15 protein-coding genes are annotated in these 16,684 nt (G+C 73.6%); 5 read left to right on the top strand and 10 right to left on the bottom strand.

Annotation, left to right across the window (positions count from 1 at the left end):
• Positions 1-27: 27 nt before the first annotated feature.
• From ABD652_RS04590 to ABD652_RS04570, 5 genes are all read right to left on the bottom strand, one after another.
• Positions 28-789, bottom strand: coding sequence for an acylneuraminate cytidylyltransferase family protein (locus ABD652_RS04590; protein WP_344718648.1), 762 nt, complete (start codon positions 787-789; stop codon positions 28-30).
• 140 nt (positions 790-929) lie between these two features.
• On the bottom strand, positions 930-1,520 hold the full coding sequence (locus tag ABD652_RS04585; RefSeq protein ID WP_344718646.1) for a TetR family transcriptional regulator: 591 nt from the start codon (positions 1,518-1,520) through the stop codon (positions 930-932).
• 76 nt (positions 1,521-1,596) lie between these two features.
• Positions 1,597-2,148 carry an NAD(P)H-dependent oxidoreductase gene (locus tag ABD652_RS04580; protein WP_344718644.1) on the bottom strand — a complete coding sequence of 184 codons (552 nt, stop codon included), beginning with the start codon at positions 2,146-2,148 and terminating at the stop codon, positions 1,597-1,599.
• A 53-nt stretch (positions 2,149-2,201) separates the two neighbouring features.
• The gene (locus ABD652_RS04575; RefSeq protein ID WP_344718642.1) at positions 2,202-3,428 is read right to left on the bottom strand and encodes a pirin family protein; all 1,227 of its coding nucleotides are present in this window, start codon (positions 3,426-3,428) and stop codon (positions 2,202-2,204) included.
• 199 nt (positions 3,429-3,627) lie between these two features.
• The gene (locus ABD652_RS04570) at positions 3,628-4,986 is read right to left on the bottom strand and encodes a hypothetical protein (protein ID WP_344718640.1); all 1,359 of its coding nucleotides are present in this window, start codon (positions 4,984-4,986) and stop codon (positions 3,628-3,630) included.
• 69 nt (positions 4,987-5,055) lie between these two features.
• On the opposite strand from ABD652_RS04570, the gene ABD652_RS04565 reads away from it, so the two are divergent.
• From ABD652_RS04565 to ABD652_RS04545, 5 genes are read left to right on the top strand one after another with little or no spacing between them, the layout of a single operon-like run.
• Positions 5,056-5,697, top strand: coding sequence for a glycosyltransferase family 2 protein (locus ABD652_RS04565; protein ID WP_344718638.1), 642 nt, complete (start codon positions 5,056-5,058; stop codon positions 5,695-5,697).
• The gene (locus ABD652_RS04560) at positions 5,694-6,371 is read left to right on the top strand and encodes a TIGR04282 family arsenosugar biosynthesis glycosyltransferase (RefSeq protein ID WP_344718636.1); all 678 of its coding nucleotides are present in this window, start codon (positions 5,694-5,696) and stop codon (positions 6,369-6,371) included. Before ABD652_RS04565 ends, ABD652_RS04560 begins: the two co-directional genes overlap by 4 nt.
• Positions 6,368-7,033: a methyltransferase domain-containing protein gene (locus tag ABD652_RS04555; RefSeq protein ID WP_344718633.1), complete on the top strand. Its 666-nt coding sequence runs from the start codon at positions 6,368-6,370 to the stop codon at positions 7,031-7,033. The genes ABD652_RS04560 and ABD652_RS04555 overlap by 4 nt, the downstream gene beginning before the upstream one ends.
• Positions 7,030-7,854: an S-methyl-5'-thioadenosine phosphorylase gene (locus ABD652_RS04550; protein ID WP_344718631.1), complete on the top strand. Its 825-nt coding sequence runs from the start codon at positions 7,030-7,032 to the stop codon at positions 7,852-7,854. The genes ABD652_RS04555 and ABD652_RS04550 overlap by 4 nt, the downstream gene beginning before the upstream one ends.
• The gene (locus ABD652_RS04545) at positions 7,851-8,894 is read left to right on the top strand and encodes an NAD-dependent epimerase/dehydratase family protein (RefSeq protein ID WP_344718629.1); all 1,044 of its coding nucleotides are present in this window, start codon (positions 7,851-7,853) and stop codon (positions 8,892-8,894) included. Before ABD652_RS04550 ends, ABD652_RS04545 begins: the two co-directional genes overlap by 4 nt.
• Positions 8,895-9,112: 218 nt before the next feature.
• Here the strand turns inward: ABD652_RS04545 and nagB are convergent, their stop codons facing one another.
• The 5 genes from nagB to ABD652_RS04520 all read right to left on the bottom strand — a co-directional run bounded on the left by nagB (position 9,113) and on the right by ABD652_RS04520 (position 16,623).
• Positions 9,113-9,895 (bottom strand): glucosamine-6-phosphate deaminase, encoded by a 783-nt coding sequence (gene nagB, locus ABD652_RS04540; RefSeq protein WP_344718627.1) that lies wholly within the window; start codon positions 9,893-9,895, stop codon positions 9,113-9,115.
• Between the two features lie 203 nt (positions 9,896-10,098).
• The gene (locus ABD652_RS04535; protein ID WP_344718625.1) at positions 10,099-13,110 is read right to left on the bottom strand and encodes an FAD-binding and (Fe-S)-binding domain-containing protein; all 3,012 of its coding nucleotides are present in this window, start codon (positions 13,108-13,110) and stop codon (positions 10,099-10,101) included.
• Positions 13,107-14,159: a BadF/BadG/BcrA/BcrD ATPase family protein gene (locus ABD652_RS04530; protein WP_344718623.1), complete on the bottom strand. Its 1,053-nt coding sequence runs from the start codon at positions 14,157-14,159 to the stop codon at positions 13,107-13,109. Before ABD652_RS04530 ends, ABD652_RS04535 begins: the two co-directional genes overlap by 4 nt.
• On the bottom strand, positions 14,156-15,103 hold the full coding sequence (gene murQ, locus ABD652_RS04525) for an N-acetylmuramic acid 6-phosphate etherase (protein WP_344718621.1): 948 nt from the start codon (positions 15,101-15,103) through the stop codon (positions 14,156-14,158). The genes ABD652_RS04530 and murQ overlap by 4 nt, the downstream gene beginning before the upstream one ends.
• On the bottom strand, positions 15,100-16,623 hold the full coding sequence (locus ABD652_RS04520; protein WP_344718619.1) for a sodium:solute symporter: 1,524 nt from the start codon (positions 16,621-16,623) through the stop codon (positions 15,100-15,102). Before ABD652_RS04520 ends, murQ begins: the two co-directional genes overlap by 4 nt.
• Between the last annotated feature and the right edge of the window lie 61 nt (positions 16,624-16,684).

The following is a 16,684-nucleotide window of genomic DNA, read 5'->3' as shown; positions in this document are numbered from 1 at the left end:
GTCGTGCTCTGGCATGGGCGGGCGGGGTCAGAGGACGCTGATGCCGCGCAGCTCCTTGGCGCGGACGATGTCCTCCAGCAGGGCGAACTGCTCCTCCCAGTCGATGTCGAGCACGACGTTCTCCGGCAGCTCGTGCATCCGCGGCGCCGCGCCGACGCGGTCGTCGACCTCGCGCATGGTGCGGAAGGGGATGAAGTAGGCGCCGTGGTTGACCTCGTAGAGCGGTTTGATGTCCTGGCTGCGCGGCCACTTCTCCTGCGAGGCGTCGTAGTTGAAGGGGCCGTTCTCGTCCCAGAGGAAGGTCTGCAGCTTGGTGACCGTCAGCAGGCTGTCGTGGCCGGCGTCGGCGGCCTCGCGCCAGGCGCCGACCAGCTCGGAGAAGTGCTGCGAGCCGATGAGCGGGTGGGTCACATGGGTCATCATCATCGTGCCCGTCTCCTGCAGCTCGGCGACGTACTGCAGGAAGACGCTCATCGGAGTGGAGGAGCGACCCAGCTCGTCCGGACGCTCCAGCGCCTCGATCCGGCCGTCGTCGTGCTGGGCGGCGAACTGCGCGGTGTAGTCGAGCACCGCCGGGTCGTTGGAGGAGACGATGATGCGGTCGATCTCCCCGGTGCGGGTGAGCTGCTCGAGCTTCAGCTCCAGCAGCCCGCCCTCGTAGGAGGCGAACGGCCGGGTGTTCTTGTGCTTGACCCGCTCGCTGCCGGCGCGCGCGGGGACGACCACGGTGATCTGCTCGGCGTCGTCGCGGGTCGGGCTGGTCTCGGTGGTTCGATGCAGGCTGCTCACGGACCCCGAGTCTATCCCCAGCGGCGGGGCTCGCTCCCGCCCCGCCCCGCCGGCGATGACTCCGTGGAAAGCGTGGGAATGCGACGACATTCCCACATATGCCACAGAGTCATCCCTCGCGGCGCGGCATCAGGGCGGGCTCAGGGGCGCGCGCCGAGGAACCAGGCGTCGAGCATGCGGCGCATCCGACCGCCGCGGCTGCGCCGCTCCTCCGGCAGCATCCGGGACAGCGCCAGCGAGAGCATGAAGATCCCGTTGATGAAGTCCTCGACGTCGACCTCCGGATTCAGCGTCCTCCCGTCCCGGACGGCGACGTCGACGACGACCTCCTGCAGGCGGTCGGCGAGGGCCCGAGTCCGCTCGATCTCCTCGGGCTGCGAGATCAGGTCGATGACCACGGCCGCCTCGACCGCCTCGTCGATCACCCCATCCATGAAGGTGACGTAGGGCGTGTCGGAGGCGGAGACCGCGGCGGCCAGCCGCTCGACGTTCTCCGAGAAGACGGCGACCGCCAGATCCGTGCGGTCGGAGAAGTGGCGGTACAGGCTCCCCTGCCCGACGCCGGCGCGGCGGGCGATGCGCGTCAGCGGCACGCGCGCGCCGTGGTCGCGGAACTCGACCCTGGCGGCGTCGATGATCGCCGCGCGGTTCCGCGGGCCGGCCGCCGGGCCGCGGTTGGGCCGAGGAGCTTCTGACCTGGGAGTCGTCAGTTCACGCGTGAGGTGAGGCACGCGACGAGGCTACCGCACACACCCCCCTGGACACACCCGTCCGGTTCCGGTGAGCTGATCGTGTCGGACCGGCGGCTCACCCGCGCGCGGCGTGCTGCTCGATCCAGGCGGTCAGCGCCTCCATGTAGTGCCCCGCGCGACGGCGCAGCTGCTCGGCGCCGGCCGCGCCCTCGGCGAAAGTCTCATCGGTGACCTGGACGGTCATCTGCGGCGTGCCCATCAGCGGCACCCCGAGCTGCGGCAGCATCCCGCGCAGCTGCGTCTGCGAGCTCAGCGTGCCGAAGCGGCTCTTCGACGCACCGGCGATGCCCATCGGCACACCGGAGAGCACCCCCTGCTTCGGCGGACGCGTGAGGATGTCGATCGCGTTCTTCACCGGAGCCGGCACACCCTTGTTGTGCTCCGGGCTGACCAGCAGCAGCCCGTCGACGGCGGCGACCTGCTCCTTGAACGCGGTCATCTCTGCGGGGAAGTCCTCGTCGAGGTGGCGGTCGTAGAGCGGCAGCGGTCGCAGGTCGATCTCGCTGGTCTCGGCGCGCTCGGGCGCCTCGCCGACCAGCACCTCGGCGAGCTGACGATTGAGCGAGTCCTCGGCGAAGCTGCCGATGAGGTAACCGATGCGGGTCATGGTGCTCCTCTCCTGCTGGGCGATCACGGGATCTGGTGGGGGCGCGGGGCGGCTCAGCCGCGCGGCCGCATGCGCACGCCGGGCAGCTCCGGCGCCGGCAGCGGAGCCTCCTGGCCGGGCGGGAAGTCGCCGAACTGCGGGAACGGGCGGCCGTCGGCGTAGGTGGACCCGGCGAGCGCGTCGCGCAGCGCCCCGTGGACCGGCTCGCCCAGGGCGACGCCGCCGTCGGCTCCGTCGCGGCCGCCGTCGTCGGCGACGCCGAGCGTGCCCGGCGCCCGCCGCAGCGGCGAGCCCTCCTCCGGGGCCTCGAAGCCCATCTCGGCCTGGTACGCGGCGCGATAGGCGGCGATCTCCTCATGCGAGCGGCCGACGAAGTTCCACCACATCACGATCTGCTCGCCCAGCGGCTCGCCGCCGAGCAGCAGCGCGATGACCGGCTCCTCCCCGGCGGTGATCCGCAGCCGCTCGCGGCCGACGTCGACGACGGCCAGGTGGTCGGCGGCGACGTCGACGCCGTCGAGGGCCACTGCGCCGGAGACGTGCAGCAGCGCATGCTCATGCTCGGCCGGGACCTCGATCTCCAGCTCCGCGCCGGGCTCCAGGCGCAGCTCGGCGCCGGTGAGCGGGACGGGAGTAGGCACCGGCGAGCGCACGCCGAGCAGCTCGCCGAGGAAGACCGTCGCCCGCCATCCGTCGCCGGAGGCGACCTCCGCCGGCCGGGAGTCCAGCCGCGGCGTCGTGAAGCGGTGCTCCTCGGGCAGCGCGTACCAGAGCTGGGCGCCGTGCAGGGTGGTGGTGTCGACGCTGGAGTACTCCGAGTGGGTGATGCCGCGGCCGGCGGTCATCAGCGCGACCTCGCCGGGCCGGACGGTGGCCCAGTTGCCGGCGGAGTCGATGTGGTCGATGCGGCCGGAGAAGAGCCAGGAGACGGTGGCCAGCCCGGTGTGCGGGTGGCGCGGGACGCGCATCGGCGTGGAGACGGAGAGGTCGTCGGGACCGTAGAAGTCCAGGAAGCACCAGGCGCCGACCAGCGACCGGGCGCGCTGCGGCAGCGTGCGACGCACCGTCATCGCCCTCGGGCCGCCGAGCGGGACGTCGCGCGGCTCGAGCAGCTCGACGCCGGCGGCGGTGCGGGTGACGCCGTCGCGCAGCCCGGAGGCGGCGTCGTCGGCGGTTCCGGTCGCGGCGGCCGGGGCGTCCGGGGCGCCGGGCGGCGGCGTCGGATCCTGCGGCCCGTTGACGCAGACCTGCTCGGCGGGGCGCGGTTCGGTGTTGCTCATGCTGACCTCCGACGTCGGCGTCGTGCCTGGTGCGGCCAGCCTAGCGGAGAGCTCCCGCGAGCACTGAGTGGTCACTTGTGACGACGATTCGCCCGGGTGGAACGATCCACTCGCCGCAGAAGCCGTCAGGAATGGCCACTCAGCGCGAGGCGGGGAGGCATCGGCCGGGCGGCCCCGCCCGGCATCCCTGCGGCACCGGTCACCACTGCGTCGTCCAGAGGAGCTCGACGACGATCGCCGTGGCCAGCTGGCTCGCGATCAGCGGCCGGTGCCAGCGCACGGGCAGCAGCACCGGCAGGATCAGGACCCACAGGGTGAACGGCAGCCAGATCCGCTCGACCTCCCCCTTGCTCATCCCGGAGAGCGTGGCCACCAGGATGGCCGCCATCCCCGCGCAGCCCAGCACCGCGACCACGAAGCGATCCCGGCTGGCGCGCCGTCGCACCTCGGCGACCGCCCGGGGGAAGGAGGCCCATGTCGCCAGGCCCGCGGTGAAGGTCCAGACGCCCAGATTCGCCCACACCCAGTACCCGTAGGGCCGCTCGGTCTGGATGCCGTCGTAGTAGCGCGTGACCAGCACCGGGTAGGCCTCCCACCAGCTGAAGCCGGCCAGGGAGAACGCCCCGGCGACCAGCAGCGCGGCGCCCGCGGCCCAGGGGAGCGCCCACCATCGCCGGCCCAGGAACAGCACCGCGAGGGCCAGGACGCCCAGCAGCACCAGCCCGTAGGACAGATGGACGCACAGACCGAGCACGAGCCCGGCCGCGACGCCGCATCCCACCAGGCGCGTGCGACGTCCGGCCGTGGCGGCGAGCGCCAGGAGCGCCAGCCCCCAGGCGCCCGCCGCCGTGAAGAGCGCATCGCCCGAGACGCCCATCCAGATCCACGACGGCGCGACCACCAGCCAGGGCGCGGCGCGCCGGGCCAGCCGCTCGGAACCCAGCGCCCGCAGGGTCAGCAGGACCGCGACCACTGCCGTGCAGCCCAGGCTCAGCACGATCATCCCGGCGGTGTAGGGGTCCTGGATGCCCAGCCGGTCCAGCAGGATGAAGAACATCGTCGCCGCCGGGGGATGGCCGGCGATGTGGACGGGCCAGTTGTCCGGCGCGTCCAGGGGGATGCGGTCGATGAATCCGGAGAGGAACTCCGGGACGGAGGAGACCTCCTTGGCACCCACGAAGTACTCGCTGTCCCGGCCGAAGACCCTGCCGATGCTCTCGGCCCCGCCCACGTGCCCCAGAGAGGCCGTCCACAGCCACGACGCGGCGAACGTCAGCAGCAGGAACGGGGCCCAGGTCAGCCGGCGGCTGACACGCCCCCAGCACAGGAGTCCGAGGACCGCCGCCACCATCGGCGGCAGCAGGGTGGCCGTCAGCTCCGGCTCCCACGCGGCCTTCAGCGGAGTCCAGTCGTCGAACACCGCCTTGCCCGTCGCGACGTCGGTCCCCGAGGCCCGCGGCCAGATGATGGCGGCGGCGACCAGTGCGACACCTGCGAGGACACTGGACACAGCCTTGATCCTGGTCAGGCGCGCAGACTGCAGTGTATGGTCAGCCATCACCACATGCTACCCCGCTGATAACATCAGTCCATGGAAGGCCCGATGACGGATCATCCGAGGTGCGACGTGATCGTTCCCTGCCGGAACGAGGCACCCGCTCTGCCCGACGTGCTGGCCCGCGTGCCGCAGGGCATGGACGTGATCGTCGTGGACAATGGGTCCACCGACGACACCGCCGCAGTGGCCCGCCGGCTCGGCGCGACGGTGGTGCCAGAAGGAGTGCCCGGCTACGGCGCCGCCGTCCATGCCGGGGTCCTCGCGGCCGCGGCGCCGCTGGTCGCCGTGATCGACGGCGACGGGTCCATGGATCCGGCCGAACTGGCCGAGCTGGCCGCGGTCGTCTCCCGCGGCGACGCCACGATGGCGGTCGGCCGCCGGAGGCCCGATGAGCGCGGCGTCTGGCCGTGGCACGCCCGCGCCGGCACCGCCGTGCTGGCCGGGTTGATCCGCCGCCGCAGCGGCTTCGGGATCCACGATCTGGCCCCCATGCGGGTCTGCCGGCGCGAGGAGCTGCTCGCCCTGGAGATCGCCGACCGACGATTCGGCTATCCGCTGGAGCTGATGATCAAGGCCGCCCACGCCGGCTGGACCGTCCACGAGCAGGACGTCGTCTACTCCCGGCGCGCCCGCGGCACCAGGTCCAAGGTCTCGGGATCGGTCAGAGGCACCGCCCGGGTGCTCGTCGACTTCGCCAAGGTCCTGTCATGAGCGACGAGCCGACTCTCCTGATCGTCGCCCGGGCGCCCGTCGCCGGACAGGCGAAATCCCGCCTGGCGGCCACCGTCGGCGACGAGCCGGCGGCGCAGATGGCCGCCGCCGCCCTGCTCGACACCCTCGAGACCGCCGAGGCCCTCGGCTGGCCGCTGGTCGTCGCGATGACCGGCGAGCTGCGCGACGCGGCCCGCGCCGAGGAGATCGCCGCCGTCTGCGCCCGGCACCGGGTCGTCGCGCAGCGCGGCGAGGACTTCACGTCCCGGCTGATCGCGGCCCACCACGACGCCGACGCCGGCCGCGGAGTGGTCCAGATCGGCATGGACACACCGCAGGTCTCCGCCGACGACCTGCGGCGGGCCGCCGTCCCCCTGGAAGACCATGAAGCCGCCCTGGGGCCTGCCGAGGACGGCGGCTGGTGGGTGCTGGGGGTCCGGGAGCCGGGCTGGACACGCTGCCTGACGGAGGTGCCGATGTCGCGACCGGACACCGGCGCGCAGACCGCAGCCGCCCTGGAACGCTCCGGCGCGCGCGTCGGCCGCGTCCCGCCCCTCGCCGACGTCGACACCTGGGCCGACGCCCTCGCCGTGGCCGCCCTGCGGCCCGGCGGACGCTTCGCCGCCGAGGTCTCCCGCACGCCCGACCACGAGCAGGCAGGACCAAGCCCATGACCGATCTGATGAACATGCAGCCACTGACCGCCTGGGACGCGGTGCTCTCCGGACACGACTGCGAGGTGATCGGGTCCGACGGCACGGCGATCCCCATGGACGTCCGCCGCTGGATGGGCCTCTCCGACGCCGCTGATCACGCCCTGCTGGTGGACCGCTGCACCGGTCCGACGCTCGACGTCGGCTGCGGCGTCGGACGCGTGACGCAGGCTCTGGCGGCGCGCGACATCAGGGCCCTGGGCATCGACATCTCCCCCGAGGCCGTGAGGATGGCCCGGGAACGCGGCGCCGACGCGGTGCACCGGAACATCTTCGACGAGGTGCCGGAGGAGGGGAGCTGGCGGGAGGCGCTGCTGGCCGACGGCAACATCGGCATCGGCGGAGATCCCGTCCGGCTGCTCCGCCGGCTCCGACGCCTCATGCGCCCGGACGGAGCCGTCATCGTCGAGGTCGACGGCCCGGGGACGGGCGTGGTCCATGACATCATCCGGCTGCGCGTGGCGGGGCGGCTCACCGAGTCCTTCGCCTGGACCTGGGTGGGCGTCGACGCCGTCGCCGAGCTCGCGGCGGAGGCCGGACTCGCCGTCGGCGAGATCCGCCGCCACGACGGCCGGTGCGTGGCACGGTTGATGCCGAGAGCCGCAGGGAAGGAGACCGCATGACTCCGAGACCAGAGATCGCCATCATCGGCGGATCCGGGTTCTACACGTTCCTGGAGGACCCTCAGGAGGTGGACGTCGAGACGCCGTTCGGGACGCCGTCCTCCCCCATCGCCGTCGGCACGGTGACGTCCGACGAGCCCGGCGGGACCGGCCGCACTGTGGCCTTCCTGCCCCGACACGGGCGGCGCCACGAGTTCCCCGCGCACCGGGTGAACTACCGCGCCAACCTCTGGGCGCTGCGCAGCCTGGGCGTGCGTCAGGTGCTGGCACCGTGCGCGGTCGGCGGGCTCCACGACGGCCTGGGGCCCGGGACCCTGGTGGTCCCGGACCAGCTGGTGGACCGGACGAGCCGCCGCGAGCAGACCTATTTCGACGAGGGCGCCTGCCACATCTCCTTCGCGGACCCGTACTGTCCCCGGCTGCGCACAGCCCTGGTGGACGGGCTCGACGACGAGGAGTCCCCGCCCGTCGACGGCGGAACCATGGTGGTGATCGACGGCCCGCGGTTCTCCACCCGCGCGGAGTCCCAGTGGTATGCGAAGCAGGGCTGGGACCTGGTGAACATGACCGGGCAGCCCGAAGCGACGCTGGCCCGCGAGCTGGAGCTCTGCTACGCGGCGACGGCCCTGGTCACCGATCTCGATGCCGGGATCAGCGCCGGACACGCCGTGGACCAGGAGCAGGTCTTCCGGGTGTTCGCCGAGCACACCGCGGCGCTGAAGCGCCGGCTGCACACGGTGATCTCCTCCCTCTCCGGCGAGCGCGACTGCTCCTGCTCCGCGGCGCTGGCGGGCATGACGCCGCCGCTGGAGCTGCCATGAAGGTGCTGCTGACCGGCGCGGCCGGCTTCATCGGCCGCCACATCGCCGAGGCCGCCGCCGACGCCGGCCACGAGGTCGTCGGCGTCGACATGCTGCTGCCGCAGGCCCACGGGGAGAGTTCGACGACGCCGCCGGGCGTGGTCCGGGGCGACGTCCGCGATCCGGATCTGCTGGATCGACTGCTGCCGACGGTGGACGTGGTGTGCCACCAGGCGGCCACTGTGGGCAACGGCGTCGACGCCCAGGATCTGCCCGGCTATGCGGCGCACAACGATCTCGGCACCGCGACGCTGCTCGCGGCGATGGCCCGCGCCGGCACGACGCGGCTGGTGCTGGCGTCGTCGGTGGTGGTCTACGGCGAGGGACGGTACACGTGCCCCCGCGACGGCGACGTGCCTCCGGCGCCGCGGCGGGAGAGCGACCTGGCCCGGGGCCTGTTCGATCCGCGGTGCCCGCGATGCGGCGACGACGTCGAGCCTCGCCTCGTCGACGAGGACGCACCGTTCGCCCCGCGGTCCGGATACGCCGCCTCGAAGATCGCGCAGGAGCACTATGCCGCCTCCTGGTGCACGCTGGAGTCGGCCCGGGCGATCGCGCTGAGGTATCACAACGCCTATGGCCCCGGCATGCCGGCCGACACCCCCTACTCCGGCGTGGCCGCCATCTTCCGCTCTGCGCTCGAGCACGGGGAGCCGCCGCGGGTCCTCGAGGACGGCGAGCAGCGGCGCGACTTCGTCCACGTGGCCGACATCGCCCGGGCCAACCTCGCCGCGATCGAGGCGGTGGGCTCCGGACCGGTCGGGCTGCGCGCCTACAACGTCTGCTCCGGCAGCACGTTCACCATCGGCGACATGGCCCGCCGGCTGGCCGCCGTGATGGGCGGGCCGGAGCCGGTGGTCACCGGCGAGCACCGGGCCTTCGACGTCCGGCATGTGACCGCCTCGCCGGAGGCCGCCCGGGCGGAGCTCGGATTCGAGGCCGCCGTCGGCCCGCACGAGGGCATCGCCGAGCTGGCGACGGCGCCGCTGCGGCACCGGTAGCGGCCGGCACCGGCCGCCGTCGAGCGGACGGAGGCCGCAGCGGCGCCCTGAGTGGTCACTTCTGACGACGGATCGCCCCGTTGAAACGTTCCATCAGGGGGAGAAACCGTCAGAAGTGACCACTCAGCGCGGGGCGGGACGGGGAGAGGGCCGCTCAGCGCAGGATGGAGGCACTCAGCCCGGCGACCACTCAGCGCGGGGCATGCCGCAGCGCCGGATCACAGCCCCTGCCAGCTCGGCTTCGAGGCGTAGGCCTGTCGGTAGTAGTCGGCCAGCTGCAGCCGCGAGGCCGCGCCCTCGTCGAGCAGGACGGTGGCATGCGGGTGCAGCTGCATCACGGAGGCCGGCCACAGCGCCGAGACCGGACCCTCGACCAGCTGGTGGACCGCCTCGGCCTTGTGCCGGCCGGTGGCCAGCAGCACCAGATGCCGTGCGTCGCTGATCGTGCCCAGCCCCTGGGTGAGGCAGTGCGGCGGGACCTGGTCGACGTCGTCGTCGAAGAACCGGGCGTTGTCCTGCCGCGTCTGATCGGTCAGCGACTTGATCCGCGTGCGCGAGGCCAGCGAGGAGCCGGGCTCGTTGAAGCCGATGTGGCCGTCGGTGCCGATGCCCAGCAGCTGCAGATCCACTCCCCCGGCGTCGGCGATGGCCTGCTCGAACGCCGCGCAGGCTGCCGGCAGGTCCTCGGCGAGCCCGTCGGGTCCGTGGACCTGATCGGCCGGCCAGGCCACCCGGTCGGCGATCTCGGCGGAGATCACATTGCGGTACCGCTGCGGATGCTCGGCGGGCAGGCCCACGTACTCGTCGAGCATGAAGCCCTGCGCCTGCGCGAAGGACAGCCCCTCCTCCGCGTGGCGGCGAGCCAGCTCGTCATAGACGGCCAGCGGGCTCGATCCGGTGGCCAGCCCCAGCGCCGCCGTCGGCTTCGCGCGCAGCAGCTCCTCCACGGCGTCGGCGGCCAGTCGGGCCAGCTCCTCGGCCGGAGCGATCACGACCTCCATCACCCATCACATCCTCTCGTCTCGTCCCGGACTGGTCCTCCGGATCAGCAGGGTCAGCTTCTCGCGCCCGGTCACCGAGCGCGAAGGTCCTCGGGCCGCGGCGTGTCGACGACGTCGCGGCCTGCCGCTGAGTGGCCACTTCTGACGACATTCTCTGCGATTTGAACGATTCGTCCAGGGCAGATGCCGTCACAAGTGGCCACTCAGTGCGCGCCGAGCCCCGCGCCAGGCCCCGGGGCAGGCGCCGGGGCAGGCCCCGGGCCCCCGGCGATGACGTCGGCCAGCACCTCCAGCACGTGCCGATAGTCCCGGCCGGTCGCCCGGGTCATCGCAATCTCGCAGGCGCGGTTGCAGGAGGCGTGCTCGACGGCGTCGAACGCCTCCACCTCGACGGCCTCGGCGGCAGCGGCCGCGGCCGTCAGCTCCGGATGGAGCATCCCGCGGTCGCCGGCGAAGCCGCAGCAGCCCCAGTCGACGGGGATGTGCACCTCCACCGCGGCGGCCTCGGCGACGGCGCGCAGATCGCCGTCGAGCCCGGCCCGATGCGCCGAGCAGGTCGGGTGCACCGTCAGCGAGGCCACCTGGGACCCCTCCGGGATCTGCAGCCGCGGCAGCACGTCGTCGGCGACCAGCCGCAGCGCGTCGACGACGGCGCCGGCCCGCGGATCGCCCGCGCGCTCGGCGGTCTCCATGATCGCCGCGACGCCCTCGGTGCAGGAGCTCGCGTCGACGAGGACCGGCACGGCCTCCGCCTCCCGGCCGTCACCGGCGGCGACCCGCTCGCGGGCGGCGGCGACGGCGTCGAGGACCCTCTCGGCCATCGCCTCATGGCCGGCGGTGAAGCCCTTCGACGACCACGGGGTGCCGCAGCACAGCCCGTCCAGCCCCTCCGGGACCACCAGGCTCAGCCCGGCGGCCGCGCACAGCCGGGCGACTGCGCTCTGCACTCCGACGGATCCCTCCGCGGGGGCGAACATCGCCCCCTGGCAGCTGGACAGGAAGACGGCGGCGACCTCGCCTTCCGAACCCCGACCGCCCGACGCCCCGGCCGGCACGCCGGTGCCGCCCGGCGTCGCGCTGCGCCGTCGCCCGCCGCGCGGTAGGTCCGTGCTCCACTGCGGCACCGTCTCCGCACCGAGCACCGACCGGGCGAGCGCGTTCGGCCCGGTCACCGCGACTGAGGGCACCGTCGCGGCGAGGTCCAGCCCGCGGGAGGCCGCCGTCGTCGCCGCGCCCCAGTGGTCGGCGGCGGTGCGCCAGGCCCGCTGTTCCACCGGCCCGCGGGACTCGGCGCGCAGCCGCTTGACCAGCGCGCCGGTGTCGATCTGCACCGGACAGGCGGTGGCGCACATGCCGTCGGCGGCACAGGTGTCGAGGCTGTCATAGGCCTGCTGCTCGTCCAGCTCGGCGGCGAGCTCGACGTCGCCGTCGGCCAGCGCCCGCTCGCGCGCCCGGCGGACGACGATCCGCTGTCGCGGGGTCAGGGTGAGATCCCGGCTCGGGCAGACCGGCTCGCAGTAGCCGCACTCCACGCAGCGGTCGACCTCCTCGTCGACGCGGTCGACGGGCTTGAGGTCGTGGACGTGGGCCCGGGCGTCCTCGGTGAGCACCACCCCGGGATTGAGGATGCCGGCGGGGTCGAAGGCGGCCTTGACCTCGTGCAGCACCGCCACCAGGGTCGGCGAGTACTGCCGGTCGATGAACGGCGCCATCGCCCGCCCGGTGCCGTGCTCGGCCTTCAGGTTCCCGCCGCGGCGCAGGATCAGCTCGACCAGATCCTCGGTGAAGGCCTCCAGCCGGGCGACGGCGGCCGGGTCCTCAGTGTCCTCGGTGAGCATGAAATGCAGGTTGCCGTCCTTGGCGTGGCCGAATATCACCGGGTCGGCGTAGTCGTGGGCGGCGAGCAGCCCGGCCAGCTCGTCGCAGGTCTCGGCCAGCTGCTCGACCGGCACGACGACGTCCTCCAGCAGCGCCATCGTCCCGGGCGGCCGCGCCCCGGCGACGGCGGCGTAGAGGCCCTTGCGCACTCCCCACAGCGCCGCGCGCCGGGCCGGATCACGGGTCAGATCCGCCTTCGGATCGACCTCCCGAGTGGTCTCCAGCCCGGCGAGGACCTCGGCGGCGGCCGCGACGCGGGCGGCCAGGGCGGCGTCGTCGTCGCCGCGGTACTCCACCAGCAGTCCGGCGTGCTGGTCGACGTCGAGGGCGGTGATCTCCTCCGGCGCGTCGGGCCCGCGGCGGGCGACCTGCAGCGAGGTCGCGTCCATCAGCTCCAGGGCGGCCGCACCGGTGTCCACCAGCGCCGGCAGCGCCCGGGCGGCGGCGTCGACGGAGTCGAAGACCAGCAGCCCGGTGGCCGCGCGGGGCTGCACCGGCACTGTGCGGAAGACGGCCTCGGCGACGAAGCCCAGCGTGCCCTCGGAGCCGATGAGCAGCCGGGAGAGCAGCGCCACCGGGGAGTCGACCTCGCAGAAGGCGTCCAGGGCGTAGCCCATGGTGTTCTTCATGGCGAAGCGCGCGGCGATCTCGGCGACGGCGGCCTCGTCGGCGCGGACGGCGTCGCGCAGCCGCTCCAGCGTGGCCACCAGCTGCGGCTCGGCGGCGCGCAGCCGCGCCTCGGCGTCGTCCGCGGCGGTGTCGACGACGGTCCCGGAGGCCAGCACCACCGTCATCGACTCCAGCGTGCGGACGGTGTTGTGCTCGATGCCGGCGGCCATGCCCGAGGAGTTGTTCGCGATGATCCCGCCGACGGTGCAGGCGGCCTCGCTGGCCGGGTCCGGGCCCAGCGCGCGGCCGTGGCGGGCCAGCCGGGCGTTGACCGCGCGCAGCGTGGCGCCGGGCTGCACCCGCACCCGCGCGCCGTCGTCGAGGACCTCGATGCCGCGGAAGCCGCGGCGGGTGTCCAGCAGCAGCCCGTCGCCGGAGGCCTGCCCGGAGAGGCTGGTGCCGCCGGCGCGGAAGGTCACCGGCGTGCGGTGCTCGGCGGCGACGGCGAGCGCGGCGGCCACCGCTTCGGCGTCCTCGGCGACGGCGGCCAGCTGCGGGACGAGCAGGTAGTGCGAGGCGTCGTGGGCGCGGGCATGGCGGTCGATGGCGCGGCCCAGGACCTGCTCGGCGCCCAGGGCGGCGGCGAGGTCGGTCGCGAGGTCGGTCGCGGGTGCGGTCGAGGGGTCGGCGGAGGCGGAGCCGGTCGGCTCCGCGGGGGCGGCGGTCATGTCCAGAGGAATCCCTCCTGCGTGACGATCCCGGAGGCGGCGGCCAGCCGGGCCAGGTGCAGTGCGCCGTCGAGCGGGTCGCCGGCGACGGCGGCGATCTCCGTCTCCGGGCGGCGGGCGGCGATCTCGGCGGTGAATCCGGCGGTCAGCGCCCCTCCGGCGGCGGCGAGCCCGCCGGTGAGCACCACGCGCCCCGGGTGCTCAGGGGTCAGGGCCGCGAGCGCGCTGGCGGCAGCCTCGCGGCCGGCGGCTTCGACGAGTCGGCCGGAGACGACGTCGCCGGAGGCGGCCAGGGCCACGACGTCGGCGGCGAAGCCGGCCAGCACGCCGGCACGGTCGTCGCGGGTGTAGAGCTGCGCCGGCCAGTCCGCCGGCGCGCCGAGCCGTTCCCGTCCGGCGGCGAGCAGCGCGGCGCCGGCCGGGTCGACGCCGTCGTGGGCGCGCAGCGCCTCCTCCAGCCCGCGGCGGCCGAGCCAGGCCCCTCCGCCGCGGTCGCCGAGCAGATGGCCCCAGCCGTCCACGCGGCGCCAGCCGGCCGGGCAGGCGGCGGAACCGGTGCGCTCTCCCGCCGCGCTCGGCAGCGTGCTGCCGGGGTGCCCGACGGCGACGGCGCCGGTGCCCAGCGCGACGATCGCCCCGCCGGCGCCGTCGAGGGCGCCCAGGTGGGCGGTGACCGCGTCGATGGCCGCGGCCGCCGGCACGGAGAGCCGCTCGGCCATCCGTCGCGGCAGCGTCTCCGGCTCGTCGACCAGCGAGGCCAGCCCGGTGGCACCCAGCGCGACGCCGCGGAGCCGGTGGTCGCCCGCGGCAAGGTCGAACACCTCCGGCCAGGCCTCCGCCGCATGATCGAGCAGCGCATCGACGACGGCGGGAGCGCTGCTGCCCTCGGGGCCGATGTGCACCCGGGGACCGGTCAGCTCGCGGCGGGACGCCGCAGATCCCGCACCGTCTCCGGCATCCGGCAGGGCGCCGGAGGCCGGATCCAGCGGGGCCAGGGCGATGCGGCTGCCGGTGCCGCCGACGTCCAGGCCGAGGACCAGCTCGCTCACCCGCGGCTCCCCTCGTCAGCCCTGTCGCCACCAGCGCCGGCCCCGTAGGCCGCCGCCAGCGCCTCGCGCACCGAGCCGTCGTGCCGCCCCAGCAGACTCCGGGCGGTCTCGACCGCGACGTCGGCCAGCGTGGCCACCAGCGCGACCTTCAGCTCGCCGTCGGCGCGCTCCAGCAGCTCCCGGGCCGGCTCCTCCTGAAGTCCTGTGGCTTCCTGCAGGATCCGCACGGTGCGGTCACGCAGCTTCGCGTTGGTCGCGACGACGGAGACCATCAGGTTCTGCCAGGTCCGGCCGATGGCGATCATCAGTGCAGTGGAGAAGCCGTTGAGCACCAGCTTCTGCGCGGTGCCGGCCTTCAGCCGGGTCGAGCCGGTGACCACCTCCGCTCCGGTGTCCAGCGTCAGCACCGTCCCGGCGCGGTCGGCCAGCGGAGCCCGCGGATTGCTGGAGATCAGCACCGTCTCCGCCCCGGCCTCGGCCGCGGCGGACAGCGCCCCGCCCACATACGGGGTGGAGCCGCTGGCCGCCAGGCCGATGGCGACGTCGTCGGCCCCCAGCCGGGCGGCGTCGCGGCGGCCGGCCTCCTCCGAGTCCTCGGCGTTCTCCACCGCGTCGACCAGCGCGGCCGAGCCGCCGGCGATGTGGCCGACGACCCGTCCGGGCTCCAGGTTGAAGGTGGGCATCAGTTCGCTGGCGTCCAGGACGCCGAGCCGCCCGGAGGTGCCGGCGCCGAAGTAGTGGACGGTGCCGCCGCGCCGCAGCCGCTCGGCGGCCTGCTCGACCACCGGGGCCAGCTGGGGCAGCACCGCCGCGGCGGCGTCGACGGCGACGCGGTCCTCGGCGTTGAGCAGCTGCAGCACTCCGAGGGTGTCCAGCTCGTCGAGGGCGGCGCTGCGCGGGTTGCGCCGTTCGGTGGGCGGCAGCGAGGTGTCGTGCTCGGTCATCGGCGGGGTGCGTCCTTCCGGGTCTCGTCACGGGTCTCGGCGGCGAGGCCGGTCCGCGGCGCCGCCGGGCGGCGCAGCGAGAGCAGACCGCCGACGACGAAGGTCACGATCACGCCGAGCAGCGGGTACCACTGCCAGGCGACCCAGACCTCTCCGGTCACATACTTCTCCATGACGAAGAAGTAGGCGTTGACCGCCACGGCGGCGACGAAGGCGATGTTCGCGTCGGCCGCCGTCGCCCGCCGGTTGAGGATGCCGAAGGCGAAGGCGCCGAGCAGGCCTCCGTAGGTGATGCCGGCGACGCCCAGGGCCAGGATGACGATGTTGCCCTCGTCGGACTGGAAGATCGTCGCCGGGGCGATGAACGCCAGGCCCCAGCCGATGGTGGCCCAGCGGCCGACGCGCAGCCCCTGACGGTCGGTCAGCGGCGTGGAGCGGAACTTGCCGATGACGTCGGTGACCGTCGAGGAGGACAGCGCCGAGAGCGAGGAGGACAGCGTGGACATCGCCGCGGCCAGGATGCCGGCGAGCAGCAGCCCGGAGATGCCCTGCGGCAGCCCCTCAATGATGAAGTGCGGGAAGATCTCGTCGTCGCGCGTCAGACCCATCGCCGACGGCGACTGCTGGTCGTAGTAGCTCCACAGCGCCAGGCCGACGACCAGGAAGATCGCGAACTGCACGAAGACCACGACGCCGGAGGCGATCAGCGCCTTCTGCGCCTCCCGCTTGCTGCGGCAGGTCAGCAGCCGCTGGACGACGAGCTGGTCGGAGCCGTGCGAGGCCATCGCGAAGATCGCGCCGCCCACCAGGGAGGTCACGAAGGAGCTGTCGGCGGAGACCGGGTTCCCGTCGAAGAGGAACATGGTGAACTTGCCGGCGTCGGCGGCCTCGGTGAACCAGCCGCCGCCGGTGGCCGCGGAGACGACGATGATCGAGAGGATGCCGCCGGCGACGTAGAGGCCCATCTGGGCGACGTCGACCCAGACGACGGCCTTGATGCCGCCGATGAAGGTGTAGAGGATCGTCACCACCGCGAGCACCACGATGATGGTGAAGTAGTTGGTGTGCACCCCCATGCCGTCGAGGATGGTCTTCAGCGGGATCGCGGCGGCGAGCACGCGGATGCCGTCGGCCATCAGCCGGGTGAAGAGGAAGGTCACTCCGGCGGTGGTCTGGGTGCTGCTGCCGAAGCGCTTGCCCAGATAGGCGTAGGCGGTGACCATCTCGCCGTCGTAGTAGCGCGGCAGCATGAAGAAGGCCACCACGATGCGGCCGATTATGTAGCCCAGCCCCAGCTGCAGGTAGGAGATGTCGCCGAGGTAGCTCATCACCGGGATGCCGATGACGGTCAGGGCGCTGGTCTCCGTGGCGACCACGGAGAGGCAGACCGCCCACCAGGGCAGGTCACGCCCGCCGAGGAAGTAGTCCTTCAGGCCGGACTGGCGTCCGCTGAGCTTCAGGCCCAGCCAGGCGGTCGCGGCCAGATAGGCCACGATCACCACGAGGTCGATGATCTGCATGGCATGTCTCCTTCGTCATGATGCGAGTGCGAGCGGGTCGAGGTCGGGTGTGCGGCGCGCG

It is taken from the genome of Nesterenkonia halobia, assembly GCF_039536005.1.
In the GTDB taxonomy this organism is placed as follows: Bacteria; Actinomycetota; Actinomycetes; order Actinomycetales; family Micrococcaceae; genus Nesterenkonia; species Nesterenkonia halobia.
This window is presented reverse-complemented; position numbering and strand designations above follow the sequence as displayed.